Raw genomic sequence first — 14,736 nt, forward strand, 5'->3', positions numbered from 1 at the left:
CCCCCACACCCGAACCGACCGCCGACGGCAGCCCCCGACCCGTCGCCGCCCGCACCGACTTCAGCCTCGCCGACGAACAAGAGGCGGACAGATTCGGCATGTTGATGAGCGGACGGCTGCGCCCCTGGTTGGAGGCCGCGGCGAACTCCGCGCACGAGCCCGCCGTGGCGGACGACGGTACGGAGCACGGGCTCGCCGGGCGTATCGGAGCCGCCCTCAACTACCGCGGGAACAGAAGATGAGCGGCCTGATCAACTACCTCAGCTGCGGCCTGCTGTGGCTGGGCCTGCTCGTGAAGGCCCCGGATCTCCTGCGCAACTGGCGCGACCCCTATCTCCGGGTCATCTGTGTGCTCCTCGGCCTGGCCGGGGCCTGCTTCTTCCTCGGGGCACCGCCCACCGTCGGCGCGATCAACCACTTCAGCGGCGTCACCAACCTCGCCGCCCCGCTGACGTACGCGTCGATCACCGCGTACAGCGCCTCCTCCCAGGTCCTGATCGTCTACTGGCGGGGCGGACCGCACGTCCACCGGACCGCCCGCCGCTGGATCGTGGCGTACACGTTCATCCTGGTCGGCATCGCCGTGATGTTCGCGCTCGGGCACACCCCGGTGGAGCGCCGCACGGACCTGGACACCTACTACGCGAAGACACCGTTCATCACCGAGATGATCGTGCTGTACCTGTCCGGGCACCTCGCGGCCGTCAGTGTCACCACGGTGTCGGCGCTGCGCTGGGCCCGGCAGGTGCGCGGCTGGCTGCGCGCGGGGCTGATCACGCTGGGCGTCGGCTCGCTGTGCGGCGCCGGGTACAGCCTGACCAAGTTCGCGGCGGTGATCGCCAGTTGGTGCGGACGCGACTGGACGAAGCTCGGTACGACGGTCTCGCCGGCCGCCGCCGGACTGGGCGCGGTCCTGATCGTCGTCGGGGTGCTGATCCCGCTGGGCGGCCCCCGGCTGACCCACTGGTGGCAGGCGAGACGGACGTATGCCCGGCTCGAGCCGCTGGAGCACGAGCTGGACGAGCTCCTCAACCGCCGTGCGCTACGGCTGCCCCGTCCGCGCTGGTCCTCGCCCGCGACCCGGCTGGTGTGGCGGCAGACCAGCATCCACAACGCGCTCGGCCACCTCGACGCGTTCTTCGACCAGGGCCTGTACGAGCGGACCCTGGAGGCCGCGGCGCGCGGCACCGGCGACCCGGAGCGGGCCGAGGCGACCGCGTGGGCGGCGGTCGTCGCCGCGGCCGTGGTCGAGGAGCGGAGCCGTGACACCGGGGAACCCGAGAGCGATCCGCGCCTCGCGCCCGCCGACGGACCTGGCCGGCTCCCCGACCGGGCGCCCGGCACCGCCCTGCTCCCGTACATCGCGGACGCGCTGACCCGGTCCCCGCTCGTCGCCGCCGCCCGGGTCCGCACCGGGACGACGGAAGGGAGTTCACGGGCATGAGCCTCATGGTGTACCTCGCCGCCGCCGTCTTCGGCCTGTCCTGCACCGCCCTGCTGGCCCGGCCCTCCCGCGTCCCGCGCGACCCGCTGACCGTGTCCACCTGCGCGGCGATCGTCCTCGGCGCCCTGGGCCTGGTCTGCGCCGCGCCGCCGACCCTGCGCGCGGTCAACGGCCTGACCGGCATCCCGAACTTCGGTGCCCCGCTCACCTACGGGATGATCTCCGCGTACAGCTGCTCCCTGCTGATCCTGCTGTTCCAGTGGCGGGGCGGCTCCCCCGCCCGCATCCGCCGCATGGTGCTGCGCGGGATCGCCGCCTACGGAGCGCTGATCGTCGCCATCGTCGTGCTGTTCGCGCTGGCCGACCCGAGCACCGAGCGGCTCACCGACCTCGACACGTACTACGCCAACACGCCCTACATGCGCGAGATGATCGTGCTCTATCTGCTCGGGCACAGCGCGGCCACGCTCGCGATGTGCGCGGTGTGCGTCTCCTGGGCCCGGGAGGTCACCGGCCTGCTGCGGACCGGGCTGCAACTGATCCTGATCGGCACGCTGTTGGACGTGGTCGGCTTCCAGCTCACCAAGTACACGGCGGTGGTGGCCCGTTGGACCGGTCACGACCTCGACTTCCTGTCCACCGGTGTCGCCCCGCAGATGGCCTCGCTGGCCGCCCTGACCTGTTCCGCGGGCTTCGCCCTGCCGAGGCTGCTGCCCACGGCCCGCACGCACTGGCGCTACCTCGACGATCTGCGCGGGCTGGGCCCGTTGTGGTCGGAGGTCCGCTTCGCGTCCATCGCGCCGAAGCCGCCCAGCGCGCTCTGGCAGCTGCCCCGGATGCGGCTGCACTGGCGTGAAGTGTCCATCCACGACGGCCTGTTGGCCCTCGCCCCGTACTTCGACGACCGGCTGCGCGAGCGCACCCGTGACGCCGCCCTGCACGAGGGCCGCTCCGCGCACGAGGCCCGGGTGGTCGCCGAGGCGGCGATGGTGGCCGACGCCGCCCGCCGCGCCGCCGCCCGCGAGGAGCCCTTCGCCACCCCGAGCACCTACCGGCTCTACGCCACGGAGGTCTCCGACACCTGCGGTCTGGTCGAGTTGGCGCGGGCGCTGTCCCGGTCCCGGCTCGCCACGGCCGTACCGCGCGGTACGGTGAAGGCCACCCCTCGTTGAGCCGACCCCTGTTGCCCCCTGCCCGGCCCAACACCCTTACTTCCCGGCCGACTTGAGGAGCCCCATGTCGCGCAGAGCTGTCGTCGTCGGTGCCGGACTGGCCGGCGTACTGGCCGCGGCCGCGTTGTCCGCGCACGCGGACGAGGTGATCGTGCTGGACCGGGACGAGCTGCCCGACGGACCGGAGCACCGCAAGGGTCTCCCGCAGGGACGCCACGCGCATCTGCTGATGTCCGGCGGCCTGGCCGCGATGGAGGACCTCGTCCCCGGGGTGAGCGTGCGCGAGCGGCTGCTGGCGGCGGGCGCCCACGAGATATCCCTCAACTCGGGCATGGTCGCGCTGACTCCGGAGGGCTGGCTGCGGCGCTGGCGGCACCCGGGTCCGCGCATGCTCACCTGTAGCCGGGCGCTGCTGGACTGGGTGGTGCGCGAGGCGGTCCTGGCCGGCACGAAGACGGAGATCCGCAGGGCGCAGGCCCTCCAACTCCTCGGCGACGCGCGGCGGATCACCGGTGTCCGCATCTCGACGGAGGCCGGGGAGACGGACCTCGACGCCGACTTCGTGGTGGACGCGAGCGGCCGCGGCTCCCGGATCACGCACTGGCTGGAGGCGCTGGGCGTGACCGGCGTCGAGGAACGGACGGTCGACTCCGGCCTGGTCAACGCGACCCGTGTCTACCGCCGACCCGAGGGCGCCGAGCACTTCCCCCTCACGATCCTCCAGGCGAACCCGTACGCGTCCCGGCCCGGCCGCGCCGGCATGGTCCTGCCCATCGAGGGCGACCGCTGGATGGTCAGCCTCGCCGGCACCCGGGGCGCCGAACCGCCCGCCGATCCGGACGGCTTCCGCCAGTACATGCGCGACCTCCCGGACCCCATCCTCGCCCGTCTGATCTCCGGCGCCGAACCCCTCACGGACGTCCACACCAGCCACAGCACGCAGAACGCCCGCCGCTACCTGGAGAAGATCCGGGACTGGCCCCAGGGCCTGGTCGTCCTCGGCGACGCCCTGGCCACCTTCAACCCGGCGTACGGACAGGGCATGTCGGTGGCGGCCCTCGGCGCACGGGTGCTCTCCCGCGAACTGGACGAGGAGGGCTTCACCGCCCCCGCCCTGGCCGCGAAGGTCCAACGCGGAGTGGCCACCCCCGTGGAGGGCGCATGGGCCATGGCGGTGGGCCAGGACATCTGGTACCCCGCGACAAAGGGCCCCGCCCCCACGACCGCCGACCGCCTGATCACCCGCTACTCCCGCCGCCTACTGAAGGCGGCGACGGGTTCCTACCCCGCGGCGGCAGCGCTGGCAACGGTAACCAGCATGGAGGCAGACGCATCAACCCTGATGCACCCCGGCCCCCTCCTCTCAGCCCTCAACGGCCCTTTCCTGCCTCCGCTTTCGGGCCCACCTTTGACGCCGTCGGAGAGAGAAATACTGGAGGCCTTGGGCGGGCGGGGGGCCGAACTCCCTTAGGGGCACAGGGCGGTATCAATCTGCGGGACCGGTGTTCTTAGGAGCACGGGGCTGCATCGATCTGCGGCTCCGCCGCGCGGACGCGGCCAGGCCGTACGGGACCGGTGTTTTTAGGGGCGCGGGGAACTGCGCACCTAGCCGCAGCGCACCCGCACCCATAAGTCACCGCTCAGCCCCCGAACGCAGGCTGCGCCAAACCCTTCCCCGCCCCCGGCACGACCAACAGCGACCCGGCGACAGGATGCGGCGACGAAAGCCCCACCCGGGCAGTGGTCACGTACAGGTCGGTGAGATCCGCCCCGCCGAAAGCGCACGCGGTGATCAGCGAGGTCGGCAAAGACACCACCCGCTCCAGCTCACCGTCCGGCGTGTACCTCCGCACCGCACTCCCACCCCACAACGCCACCCACACACACCCGTCCGCGTCGACGGTCAGCCCATCAGGAAACCCCGCCCCCGCCTCGACCTCCGCGAAGCGCCTCCGCTTGGACACCCGCCCGTCCGCGTACTCGAACACATCGATCCGCCGCGTGGGCGAGTCGATGTAGTACATGAGCGAGCCGTCCGGACTCCACCCCGTCCCGTTGCTCACCGCCACGTCATCGAGGATCAGCCGGACAGAACCGTCCCCGGCAATCCGCGACAACGACCCCCCGCACGCCGCCTCGTCGTACCGCATCGTCCCCACCCACAACGCCCCGTCGGGCGCGACGGCCGCGTCATTGGCCCGCCGCCCGGCCACCGGCTCATGGTGCAACCACCGAAACGCCCCGTCGGGATCGACCAGCCCGACCCCGTCCCGGAGATTGAGGACCAGCCCTCCCCCGACCCGGGGCTTGGCCGCGCCCACGTGCTGGTCGGTCACCCGCACCGTACGCACGCCGGACACGGGGTCGTACGTATGCACCCGTGACCCGAGGATGTCGATCCAGATCAGCCGCCCGGCCGCCGCGTCCCACGTCGGCCCCTCACCGAGCGTCGCCTCCGCCCGTACCGCCACCTCGTACGTCATGCCGCACTCCGATGTCCGAGCCGTTCCGACAGTTCCGCCGCGCCCTTCACCGCGAGCTGCTCCAACTCGTCCCGGCGCTCGTCGCTCCAGCGGATCATGGGGACGGAGATGGACAGCGCGGCGACGACCTGTCCGGCCCGGTCCCGGACCGGCGCGGCCACGCACGACACATCCGGATTCGACTCCCGGCTCTCGACCGCGACCCCCCGCTCCCGGATCTCGGCGAGCGCCTCCCGCAGCGCGCCCGGCTCGACGATGCTGTTCGGCGTCATCGCGACCAGCGACGCCCCGGCCGGGATACGCGCGGTCAGCTCCGCCTCGGGAAGCGAGGCCAGCAGCATCTTGCCCACGGAGGTGCAGTGCGCGGGCAGCCGACGCCCCGCCGCCGACACCATGCGCACCGCGTGCGTGGAGTCGACCTTGGCGATGTAGATCACGTCGGTGCCTTCGAGGATGGCCACGTGCACGGTCTCGTCGCAGGTCTCGGCGACGGCCCGGGCGACCTGCTGCCCCTCGGCGGCGAGGTCGAGCTGCTCGGCGTACCTGCTCCCGAGCTGGTACGGACGGACTCCGAGCCGGTAGCGTCCGGGTTGACCGGGCACGGGCACGATGTACGACCGGGCGGAGAGCGTGGTGACCAGTTCGTGCACGGTCGTGCGCGGCAGTTGTAGCTTGCGCACGATGTCGGGGGCGGAGAGCGTCCCGTCCCCGTCGAGGAAGAGCTCAAGAATGTCGAGAGCCCGGGTCACGGCAGGTACGAGGCGTCCCACACCGGCCCCCTTCTTAGAGTCGAATCGACTGACGTGTTCGAAATTTCAACTGACGATCGGGATAACGAACACAGGCTAGCCATAGAGGGTTGCACGGGCAATGGTCGCGTGACCACGCGACTACCGACCGGCCCTGGGATCGCCCAGTTCACCACGCAACCGCTGGGCGCGCAGCACGAGTTCGAGCTCGAACCGGCGGTCCGGGTGGTCGATCTCGTCCCCCCACAGTTCCCGGATCTGCCGCAGGCGATACCGCACGGTCTGCGGATGCACCCCGAGCCGCGCGGCCACCTCCGGCGCCCCGCCCCGCGTCTCCAGCCACGCCAGCAGGGTCTCCGCGAGCCGCCGCCGGTGCGTCGGCCCGCAGTGCTCCAGCGGCGCCAGACACCGCAGCGCGAGATCGTCGATCAGCTCCTCGGGCTGGAGCAGGACCAGCGCCTCGGTGTGCTCGGTGCAGTACAGAACACCCCCGCCCGGCAACAGCCCCCGCTCCATCAGCCCTACGGCGGCCTCGGCCCAGCGCGCCGACTTCACCGCGTCGGCCAGCGGAACCGGCGGCCCGATCGCGCCGGCCCAGCCGGTCAGCGCCCGGTGCAGCAGCTCGGGCCGCCCGGCGGCGTCCGGTTCGGGGACGACCATGCGGGGCTGCTCGTACTCCATGTCGAGCAGCACCTCCTGTCCTACGGCGGGGGCGACCGCCTCGCGGGCCGGACGCAGTAGAACACCCACGGAGACCTTGTCGGGCAGCGGCCAGCCGATCCGGGCGGCCCGCTCCGAGAGGGCCTCGGCCGGGTCGCCGCGATGGTGCTCGGCGAGGAGGAGTTCCATGAGCCGCCGCTGGAGACGCAGCCGCTCCCCCGCCTGCCGCGCGGCGGCCTCCGCGTAGCCGCGCACGGACTGGTCGACAAGCCCGTCCAGATACTCGTAGCCCGCGTCGACGAGTTCGTACATCGCGGGCGGCGGGATCTCCACCCGCTGCCCGATCTCGGCCAGCCGGCGCCAGGCGAGCCGTACGCCCATCCGGTAGATCGCCTGGAGCGAGTCGAGGCTACGGCCGTGCAGGCCCTCGCCGCGCCCGAACTCCTGGAAGACGCCCGGCGGTACGGTCGGACGGCCCTCGGCGGTCTCCAGGTGCTGGACGAACACCTCGATGGCGCGCCGGATGCCGACCAGTGCCATGGGTTCGCCCGACTCGTCCACGACCAGCGGCAGTTGGGGGTGCTCGCGGCGGATCTCGCGCAGGATCTCCTCGGCGAGCGCGGGCGCCTCGGCCATGGCGATCGCCGCGAACTCCCGTACCTGGAGGCGCGGTACGTCGTGCCACGCCGAGCGCGCCGTCACGGTCGCCGGACGGGCGGTCGACGGACGGGCCGTCGCCGGATGGGCGGCCACGGGGTCAACTCCCTTGGCCCGCTTGCTCGTACGTGACCAGGGGCGTGTTCGACTGCTCGGGTCTGGCGTCGAGCAGCGCGACGATCCCGAGCGCTGCGCCGACGGCGAGGGCGGCGGCCAGGGCGATGGTGAGCGCGGCGGCGAGCAGTCTGGGCATCGCGGGGTCAGCCTCTCTGTTCTGAGGTCCGTGCGCCCTGCCCCTGCCCGTCGGCCCAGTGTCGGCAGACATTGACACTCCGTCAAGGGGCGCCTACGGTTCCCGGCCCAAGAGCGGCCCGAACTCCGAAACCAACCCTCACTGGAGTGTCCGGATGCGCCGTACAGCCTCTCCATTTTCCTTGATCCTGCTGGGACTCGGCACGTTTCTGCTGGTCCTGGCGCCGCTGCTGGCGTGGTACGTCGAGCCGCGGGCCGCCGTCACCCCGATCGACATCGACACGACCGCCGTCTACCGGGGCACCGGAAGCTACTTCGACACCGGCGAGTTGCGGACGGTCGACGACCAGCGGATCACCGTGACCCAGCAGGTGCGCGGCGAGGTCGCGGACAGCGAGAAGAGCGGGGCCGCGGTCTGGGACGTCACGACGACCGTCGACACCGACAAGTCCCTGCCGGCCGCCGATCCGCACGACGCGCTGGAGTTCTTCCCCAACCGCTGGGTCACGGACCGCAGGACCAACAAGCCGGTGCACTGCTGCCACGAGAACCCGTACTTCGAGGGCGACGCCTACCTGAAGTTCCCGTTCGACGTGCGGAAACAGCCGTACCAGTGGTGGGACAACTCCCTTGGCGCGACGGTGACTCTGCGCTACTCGGGGACCAAGAAGGTGCAGGGCTACTCGGGTTACGTCTTCAAGGGCACCGTCCCACCCACGAAGATCGGCACCCGCCTGGTCCCCGGCAGCCTCGTCGACCAGCCCAACTCCCCCCAGATACTGGCCGAGGAGTGGTACTCCAACCACGGCATCGAGCTGATCGTCGACCAGCGCACCGGCCGGGTGATCTACGCCCGGACCGGCCCCCGGCGCACCCTGCGCGCCCCCGACCACGCCTACGACGCGGTCCTCCTCCTGGACGCCGACAAGCTCGCCTTCACCACGGCCACGCAGCGGGAACAGGTGAAACTGGCGAAGCGGGAGAGCGGTCAACTGCGCCTGGTGGGGTGGTCGTTGCCGATCGGTGCCGCTGTGGCCGGATTCGTCCTCGCCATGGCGGGTGGCGTTTTGGTGCTACGCGGCCGTCGGCACCCGGAATCGACCACTTCACCCGAGTATCCGCCCACGATGTGACGTGACGTCAGTTCTAATAACCCCGGAAATTGTCATGCGGGTGAGTAGCCGTCGGGAACGCCGGGGCGAAAACTGTCCAACCCACCCCGGGCACAGCCCGCCCACAGAAACTCCGTGCCGTGTCCCGCCCGTTCCTGCCCCCACCCCGCTGAACCTCGTAGAACCCAGCAGAGTTCCGCCCGAGTTCCGCACCCTGAGACGAGTTGGAGCACCCATGCCCCAGCACGTGCCCCATTCGCTGCCCCCCACGTTTCCCCGGGTCGCGCAGCACCCCCCGGCGCCGGTGCCGCAACCGCGCCGGATCGTCTTCCTCGCCCACCGGGACCTCGACAATCCCCAGGCCGGCGGCTCCGAACTCCTCGTGGACAGACTCGCCGACGGGCTGACCCGGCTCGGTCACCAGGTGACCCTGTTGTGCGGGGGCCCGGCCGCGTACCGCGACTACCGCGTGATCTCCGCCGGCGGTGCCTACGGCCACTTTCTGCGGGCCCGCACCGCGTTCGCCCAACAGGTCGGCGACTGCGATCTGTTGGTCGAGGTGTGCAACGGGATGCCGTACTTCGCGCCTGTCTGGCATCGCGGGCCGACGATGTGTCTGGTCAACCATGTCCACACGGATCTGTGGAAGATGCGGTTCGGCGGCCCGATGGCGCCGGCCGCGCGGATCGGCAGACGGCTGGAGCAGTGGGCGCTGACCGGGGCGCAGCAACGCGGCCTGCTGGTCGCGGTCTCTCCCTCCACCGCGCGGGCGTTGCGCGGGATCGGGGTCGAGCGGTCGCGGATCCGGGTCGTCCACAACGGGGTCGAGGAGCCGGGGCCGCTTGTCGCGCGGTCGGCGGAGCCGTTGTTCGTCGCGGTGGGGCGGCTTGTCGAGTACAAGCGGGTCGATCTGCTGCTGCGGTTGTGGGAACGGGTGCGGCCGGTTGTCGGGGGGCGGTTGGTGATCGTCGGGGACGGGCCCGAGCGGGAGCGGTTGGAGCGGCTTGCCGGGGCCGGGGTCGAGTTCACCGGGCATGTCTCTGAGGCTCGGAAGCATGAACTTCTTTGCGCGGCTTGGCTGTTGCTCCACCCGTCGGCGTTGGAGGGGTGGGGGTTGGTGGTGACGGAGGCTGCGGCCCGGGAGACTCCGGCGATTGCGTTCGACGTGCCCGGGTTGCGTGACTCCGTCGTCGACGGCGAGACGGGTGTGCTGGCCCGTGGGGAGTCGTCCTTCGCGGCGGCGTGGTGTGCGCTAGCGCTGTCCGCGCATCGCCGGGAAGTGATGGGCAAGGCTGCGCGTGATCTTGCCGCGCGCTATCGGTGGGATCGGACGGTCAGACGGTTTCGGTTGGTGGCCGGGGAGGCGGTGAGGGGTTGGGGGGCGCTGTGAACTGGGTGCGGGTTCGTTGTGGCTGGCCGCGCCCCGCGGCGGAGCCGCATATCGATACAGCCCCGCGCCCTTTCGAACCTCGCCGGGGTTTCAAGGATCCGTCTCTTCGGCGGTCGCTTGCTCTCTTTCGTGGCTTCCTTCGTGAGCAGGAGGATCCGGAATCCTGTTATGCGCTCCTCGCCCTCGACGCCGGTGATCAAGTCGAGGCCTACTACGGGCCCGTTGCCGGTCGTACCGTCGTTGATGTCGGTGGGGGGAGCGGGTACTTCACGGAGGAGTTTCGGCGGCGGGGAGCCCACGCTTATCTCTTTGAGCCGGACGTACGGGAGTTGGGGTCGAAACCACCCGACGGGACCGTCATCGCTGACGGGTATCTGCTCCCTCTCTCCGACGGGGTCGCGGACGTGACCTTCTCGTCCAACGTCCTTGAGCACGTGGCGGATCCGCAGACGTTTCTCAGTGAGCTGGCTCGGGTGACCCGGCCCGGTGGGCTGATCTATGTGTCGTTCACCAACTGGCTGTCCCCGTGGGGCGGTCATGAGTGGGCGCCCTGGCACTACTTCGGCGCGGAGCGGGCCCGCGCCCGCTACCAGCGACGTACCGGCAGACCGGCCAAGCACACCCTCGGCGAGAACCTGTTCGCCGTGCACATCGGCGCCACCCTGCGGCAGGTCCGTGCCCGTGACGACGTGACGGTCGTCGCGGCGCGGTCCCGCTACTGGCCCTTCCTCGACCGCGCCGTCGTCAAGGCGCCCGGGATAAGGGAGTTGGCCACCTGGAACCTCCTCCTCATTCTCCGGCGGTGTCCACCATGACGGCGACCACGGTCCAGGTTCCGCCTCCGGCGGCCGATCCGACCCGTACGACCCTTGCCGGTCCCCCGGAGGGGCCGCGGTCATGGCGTTGGCTGCTGGGGTTCTGGGTCGTGGTGCTGGTGTTGCTGCTGGCCGTGCATCCGGGGCGGCAGACCTTCGACACCAAGCTCGGCGTCACCGTGGATCCCGGTCAATTCCTGTCCGATCTGGGTCAGTTGTGGCACGACCGGGGTTCGTTCGGGGGTATCCAGGACCAGTACGCGGGCTACCTCTGGCCGATGCTGCCGTTCTACTGGCCGGCCCACGCCGTGCATCTGCCGGTGTGGTTGGCGGAGCGGCTGTGGCTGTCGCTCGTCGTCTCGGTCGCCTTCTGGGGCGCGCTGCGGCTGGCCGAGCGGCTGCGGGTCGGGAGTTCCGCGTCCCGGCTGCTCGCCGCCGTGACGTACGCGTTGTGGCCGGTGTTCACGATCGTCATAGGGTCCACGTCCGCCGCCGCGCTGCCCGGCGCCTTTCTCCCCTGGGTGCTGCTGCCGCTGACCAACGAGCGGTACACGGCCCGCGTGGCCGCCCTGCGTTCGGCGCTGATCGTCCCCTTCATGGGCGGAGTCAACGCGGCGGCGACCCTCGCGTCCCTGCTCCCGGTGGGCCTGTATCTGCTCTCCCGCCCGCCCGGACCACGGCAGCGCAAGCTGCTCGCCTGGTGGGTGCCGGGGGTGATCCTTGCCACGGCATGGTGGTGGATCCCCCTCCTCATGCTCGGTGTCTATGGCGAGAACTTCCTTCCCTACGTGGAGACTTCGCAGACCACGACGGACACCATGGCGGCGACGGAGGGCCTGCGCGGAGCCGGTGACTGGGTCGCCTATCTGCATCTCGGGGAGGCCTGGATACCGGCCGGCTGGACGGTCGCCTCGTCGGTGATCGTGATCGTCTGCTCGGCACTCGCGGCGGGGCTGGGTCTCGCCGGGCTGGCCAGACGGGACATGCCGGAGCGGCGCTGGCTGGTGCTGATCGCGGTGTCGGTCGCGCTGATCCTGTTCGCCGGGTACGGCGGCGCGTTCGGGGCGCCCTTCCACGGGGTGGTGCAGGGCTGGCTGAACGGCCCGCTCGTCCCCTTCCGCAACATCTACAAGTTCCAGGCGGGCCTGGCCCTCGCGCTCGTCCTGGGCCTGGCCCATCTGGTGGGCGTGGCCTCCGAGTCGCGGGGCGCCCGTCCGGTCCGGGGCCGTCGGTTCGTGCCGCTGATCGCAGTGGTCCTCGTCCTGCCGGGGCTGGCCTGGCCGTATCTCAACGGGTCGATCCTGAACCCGGGTTCGTTCCAGCAGCTCCCCAAGTACTGGCAGGCCACGGCCGATTGGCTGCACAAGTACTCCCCCGACTCCCGTGCCCTGGTCGTCCCGGCGACCGCGCACGGCATCTACACCTGGGGCTCCCCCATCGACGAGCCCCTCGACGTCCTCGCCGACTCCCGCTGGGCGGAACGGGAGTACGTGCCGATGGGCACCCCCGGCAACCGGCGCGCGATGGACGCGGTCGAGCAGGCGCTGGCCAGTGGCGGCGAAGTCCCGGGCCTGGCCGACTACTTGAGCCGAGCGGGGGTCTACTACGTCGTCGTCCGCAACGACCTGGACCCCGACCAGATCGGCTATGTCCCTACGACCACCGTCAAGCGCGCCCTCGAACAGTCCGGCTACCAGCGGGTGACCGGCCTCGGCCCGGTCATGACCGGCGGCCGGATCGCCGACGACACCCCGCTCCAGGTCGAGGGCCTGTACCCGCGCCAGCGGGCGGTGGAGATCTACGAGCCGACGAGCAAGGACGTGACGCGGCCGGGGCAGGCGGGCCTGACGCCGGTGGCCGACACGGCGGTGGTCTCCGGCGGACCGGAGTCCCTGCTGCCCCTCGCGACCGAACTCCGGCGCAGGGCAACGGTGTTGACGGGCGACAACCACCCGGGGCTGGGCTCCCCGCCGCTCCAGATCCTCGGCGACGGACTGCGCCGCGCGGACACCCGGTTCGGCCTGGTCGACGCCAACACCTCGTACACGTACACCCCCGACGAACGCAACGCGCCGGACGCCGTCCAGGACGCGGGCAAGAAACCGAAACAGATCCTCCCGACCAAGGGCATCGCCCACCAGACGGTGGCCGAGCTGCGCGGCGCCCGCTCGGTGACGGCGTCCTCCAGCGGCAACTGGCTTTTCCACCTTCCCCAGTTCGACCCGGTGAACGCCTTCGACGGCAACCCGGACACCGCGTGGGCGGAGGGCGCGGCGGGCTCCCCGAACGGGCAGTGGCTGCGTATCGGCTTCGCGGGCGGGTCGTACGACATGCCCGGTTCGTTCAAGGTCACGCCGCTTCCGCAGGAGGGCGTGCGGGCGGCGCCGACCGAGGTGCGGGTGGAGACGGCGAAGGGCAAGGTGACCAGCTATCTCCAGCCGAACGGCATGCCCCAGACGATCAAGTCGCCCTCCGGTACGACGAGTTGGATGAAGCTGACGATCGTCGACTCGGTGGCGCGCCGTACCGGCCTCACCGGCGCGGGCTTCTCCGAGATCGCCCTGCCGCACGTCCAGGTCACCCGGCTCCTGAAACTCCCGACGGACGTGAGCGCCTCCGACGCGACGGCCGAGATCATCTCCCTGCACCGCGCGGCCGACCCGACGGGCCTCTCCCCGACCGGCACGGAGGCGGGCCTGCACCGCGCCTTCTCGACGTCGGCGGCGGGGACGTACGAGATGAAGGCGAGCGCGGTGGCCACCCCCGGCGAGGAGTTGGACAAGCTCCTCTACGAGGTGGCCCCCGCCCAGCAGCACCGGATCACGGCGACGGCGGACTCCACGGCGGCGCTGGGCACGGGCCTCTCCGCCCGCAACCTGACGGACGGCGATCTGACGACGGGCTGGGTCGCGGGCGACCGCCCCACGATCCATCTGACCTGGACCGGCAAACAGGCCGTGGGCGAAGTGGTGTTGGCCCCCGCGGGCGGTCTGTCGACCCGTGCGACCGAGGTCGACATCGCCTCACCGGACGGCTCGACGATCGCCGGCGTGGACGAGAACGGCGTGGCCCGCTTCGACCCGATCACCACGGACCGCCTGGACATCACGATCACGAAGACGGCCCCGCTCACCCTCCACAACCCCCTCGCCGACGAGAACCTCCAACTCCCCGTGGGCCTCACCGAGGCCTACATCCCGGCCCTGGACCAGTACCGCACCCCCCAGCCGGACCCGTCCCGCACCTTCACGCTGGCCTGCGGAAAGGGTCCGGTGGTGGCGGTGGACGGTGAGTTGTACCGGACGAGCGTGACGGGGACGGTACGGGACCTGACGGAACGGCGTTCGGTGGAGGTGACGCTCTGTCAGGAGGGCCGCGCGGACCCGGCATTGGAGCTGACGTCGGGCCCACACCGGGTGGAGGCGGGGGACACCGGCCCCCTGGAACTCACCGACGTGACCCTGACCCACGGAACAGTCACCCAACCCACCGCCGAGACCCGCGAGTTGACGATCCGGGACTGGCTGGGCGACCGCCGGGAGGTGACGGCGGGCTCGGGCGCGGCCTCGTACCTCACCACGTACGAGAACTACAACGACGGCTGGAAAGCCACCCTGAACGGCAAGGAGCTGTCCCCGGTCCGCCTGGACGGCTGGCAACAGGGCTGGCGCGTCCCAGCAGGCGCGGGCGGCACGATCAAGCTGTCCTACACCCCGGCGACGACGTACGAGGCCGGCCTCATCGGCAGCGGAGTCGCCGTAGCCGCCCTCCTGGCCCTGGTGATCTGGCGCCGCCGAGAGCCCAACCCCGACGAGTACCAACCACCTCCACCCCTGCCCGGGTTGTGGCTGGGCACGGTGGCACTGACGCTGGTCGGAGTGGTGACAGCGGGCTGGCTCGCCCTACTGGTCCCGGCACTGGCCTTGCTGGCCCACCGCCGCCACGCACTCCTGGTCCCGATCGCGTTCGCGGCGTTGGCGGGGGCGGGCATCACGGCGGCGA

General features: G+C 71.2%; 11 protein-coding genes and 1 pseudogene. 8 read left to right on the plus strand and 4 right to left on the minus strand.

Features of this window, described 5'->3' with window-relative positions:
* The 4 genes and pseudogenes from JHN63_RS34200 to JHN63_RS34215 form a co-directional block, all read left to right on the plus strand.
* Nucleotides 1-242 (plus strand): annotated as a pseudogene (locus JHN63_RS34200) (toxin); the annotation flags it as partial.
* Nucleotides 239-1,444, plus strand: coding sequence for an MAB_1171c family putative transporter (locus JHN63_RS34205; RefSeq protein ID WP_200688118.1), 1,206 nt, complete (start codon nucleotides 239-241; stop codon nucleotides 1,442-1,444). The pseudogene JHN63_RS34200 and the gene JHN63_RS34205, both read left to right, overlap by 4 nt.
* Nucleotides 1,441-2,616, plus strand: coding sequence for an MAB_1171c family putative transporter (locus JHN63_RS34210; RefSeq protein ID WP_200688120.1), 1,176 nt, complete (start codon nucleotides 1,441-1,443; stop codon nucleotides 2,614-2,616). Before JHN63_RS34205 ends, JHN63_RS34210 begins: the two co-directional genes overlap by 4 nt.
* Before the next feature lie 64 nt (nucleotides 2,617-2,680).
* Nucleotides 2,681-4,087 carry an FAD-dependent monooxygenase gene (locus tag JHN63_RS34215; RefSeq protein WP_200688122.1) on the plus strand — a complete coding sequence of 469 codons (1,407 nt, stop codon included), beginning with the start codon at nucleotides 2,681-2,683 and terminating at the stop codon, nucleotides 4,085-4,087.
* 169 nt (nucleotides 4,088-4,256) lie between these two features.
* Here JHN63_RS34215 and JHN63_RS34220 read toward each other — a convergent pair whose 3' ends face one another.
* The 4 genes from JHN63_RS34220 to JHN63_RS34235 all read right to left on the minus strand — a co-directional run bounded on the left by JHN63_RS34220 (nucleotide 4,257) and on the right by JHN63_RS34235 (nucleotide 7,418).
* Nucleotides 4,257-5,099, minus strand: a complete 843-nt coding sequence (locus JHN63_RS34220) for an SMP-30/gluconolactonase/LRE family protein (RefSeq protein ID WP_200688124.1) — start codon at nucleotides 5,097-5,099, stop codon at nucleotides 4,257-4,259.
* On the minus strand, nucleotides 5,096-5,869 hold the full coding sequence (locus tag JHN63_RS34225; RefSeq protein WP_200688126.1) for an IclR family transcriptional regulator: 774 nt from the start codon (nucleotides 5,867-5,869) through the stop codon (nucleotides 5,096-5,098). The genes JHN63_RS34220 and JHN63_RS34225 overlap by 4 nt, the downstream gene beginning before the upstream one ends.
* A gap of 120 nt (nucleotides 5,870-5,989) precedes the next feature.
* Nucleotides 5,990-7,261 (minus strand): helix-turn-helix domain-containing protein, encoded by a 1,272-nt coding sequence (locus JHN63_RS34230; RefSeq protein ID WP_307782051.1) that lies wholly within the window; start codon nucleotides 7,259-7,261, stop codon nucleotides 5,990-5,992.
* A gap of 4 nt (nucleotides 7,262-7,265) precedes the next feature.
* Nucleotides 7,266-7,418: a hypothetical protein gene (locus tag JHN63_RS34235; protein ID WP_200688128.1), complete on the minus strand. Its 153-nt coding sequence runs from the start codon at nucleotides 7,416-7,418 to the stop codon at nucleotides 7,266-7,268.
* Between the two features lie 154 nt (nucleotides 7,419-7,572).
* Between JHN63_RS34235 and JHN63_RS34240 the strand changes: the two genes are divergently transcribed.
* From JHN63_RS34240 to JHN63_RS34255, 4 genes are all read left to right on the plus strand, one after another.
* Complete coding sequence (locus JHN63_RS34240) at nucleotides 7,573-8,550, plus strand: DUF3068 domain-containing protein (RefSeq protein ID WP_200688130.1); 978 nt, start codon at nucleotides 7,573-7,575, stop codon at nucleotides 8,548-8,550.
* A 214-nt stretch (nucleotides 8,551-8,764) separates the two neighbouring features.
* Nucleotides 8,765-9,919: a glycosyltransferase family 4 protein gene (locus tag JHN63_RS34245; protein ID WP_200688132.1), complete on the plus strand. Its 1,155-nt coding sequence runs from the start codon at nucleotides 8,765-8,767 to the stop codon at nucleotides 9,917-9,919.
* Between the two features lie 50 nt (nucleotides 9,920-9,969).
* Nucleotides 9,970-10,734 (plus strand): bifunctional 2-polyprenyl-6-hydroxyphenol methylase/3-demethylubiquinol 3-O-methyltransferase UbiG, encoded by a 765-nt coding sequence (locus JHN63_RS34250; RefSeq protein ID WP_200688137.1) that lies wholly within the window; start codon nucleotides 9,970-9,972, stop codon nucleotides 10,732-10,734.
* Nucleotides 10,731-14,736 (plus strand): alpha-(1->3)-arabinofuranosyltransferase family protein (locus JHN63_RS34255; protein WP_200688134.1); only part of this gene is annotated, 4,006 nt, incomplete at its 3' end. The genes JHN63_RS34250 and JHN63_RS34255, both read left to right, overlap by 4 nt.

Origin of the sequence: Streptomyces sp. MBT65 (assembly GCF_016612545.1) — a bacterium.
Lineage (GTDB): Bacteria > Actinomycetota > Actinomycetes > Streptomycetales > Streptomycetaceae > Streptomyces.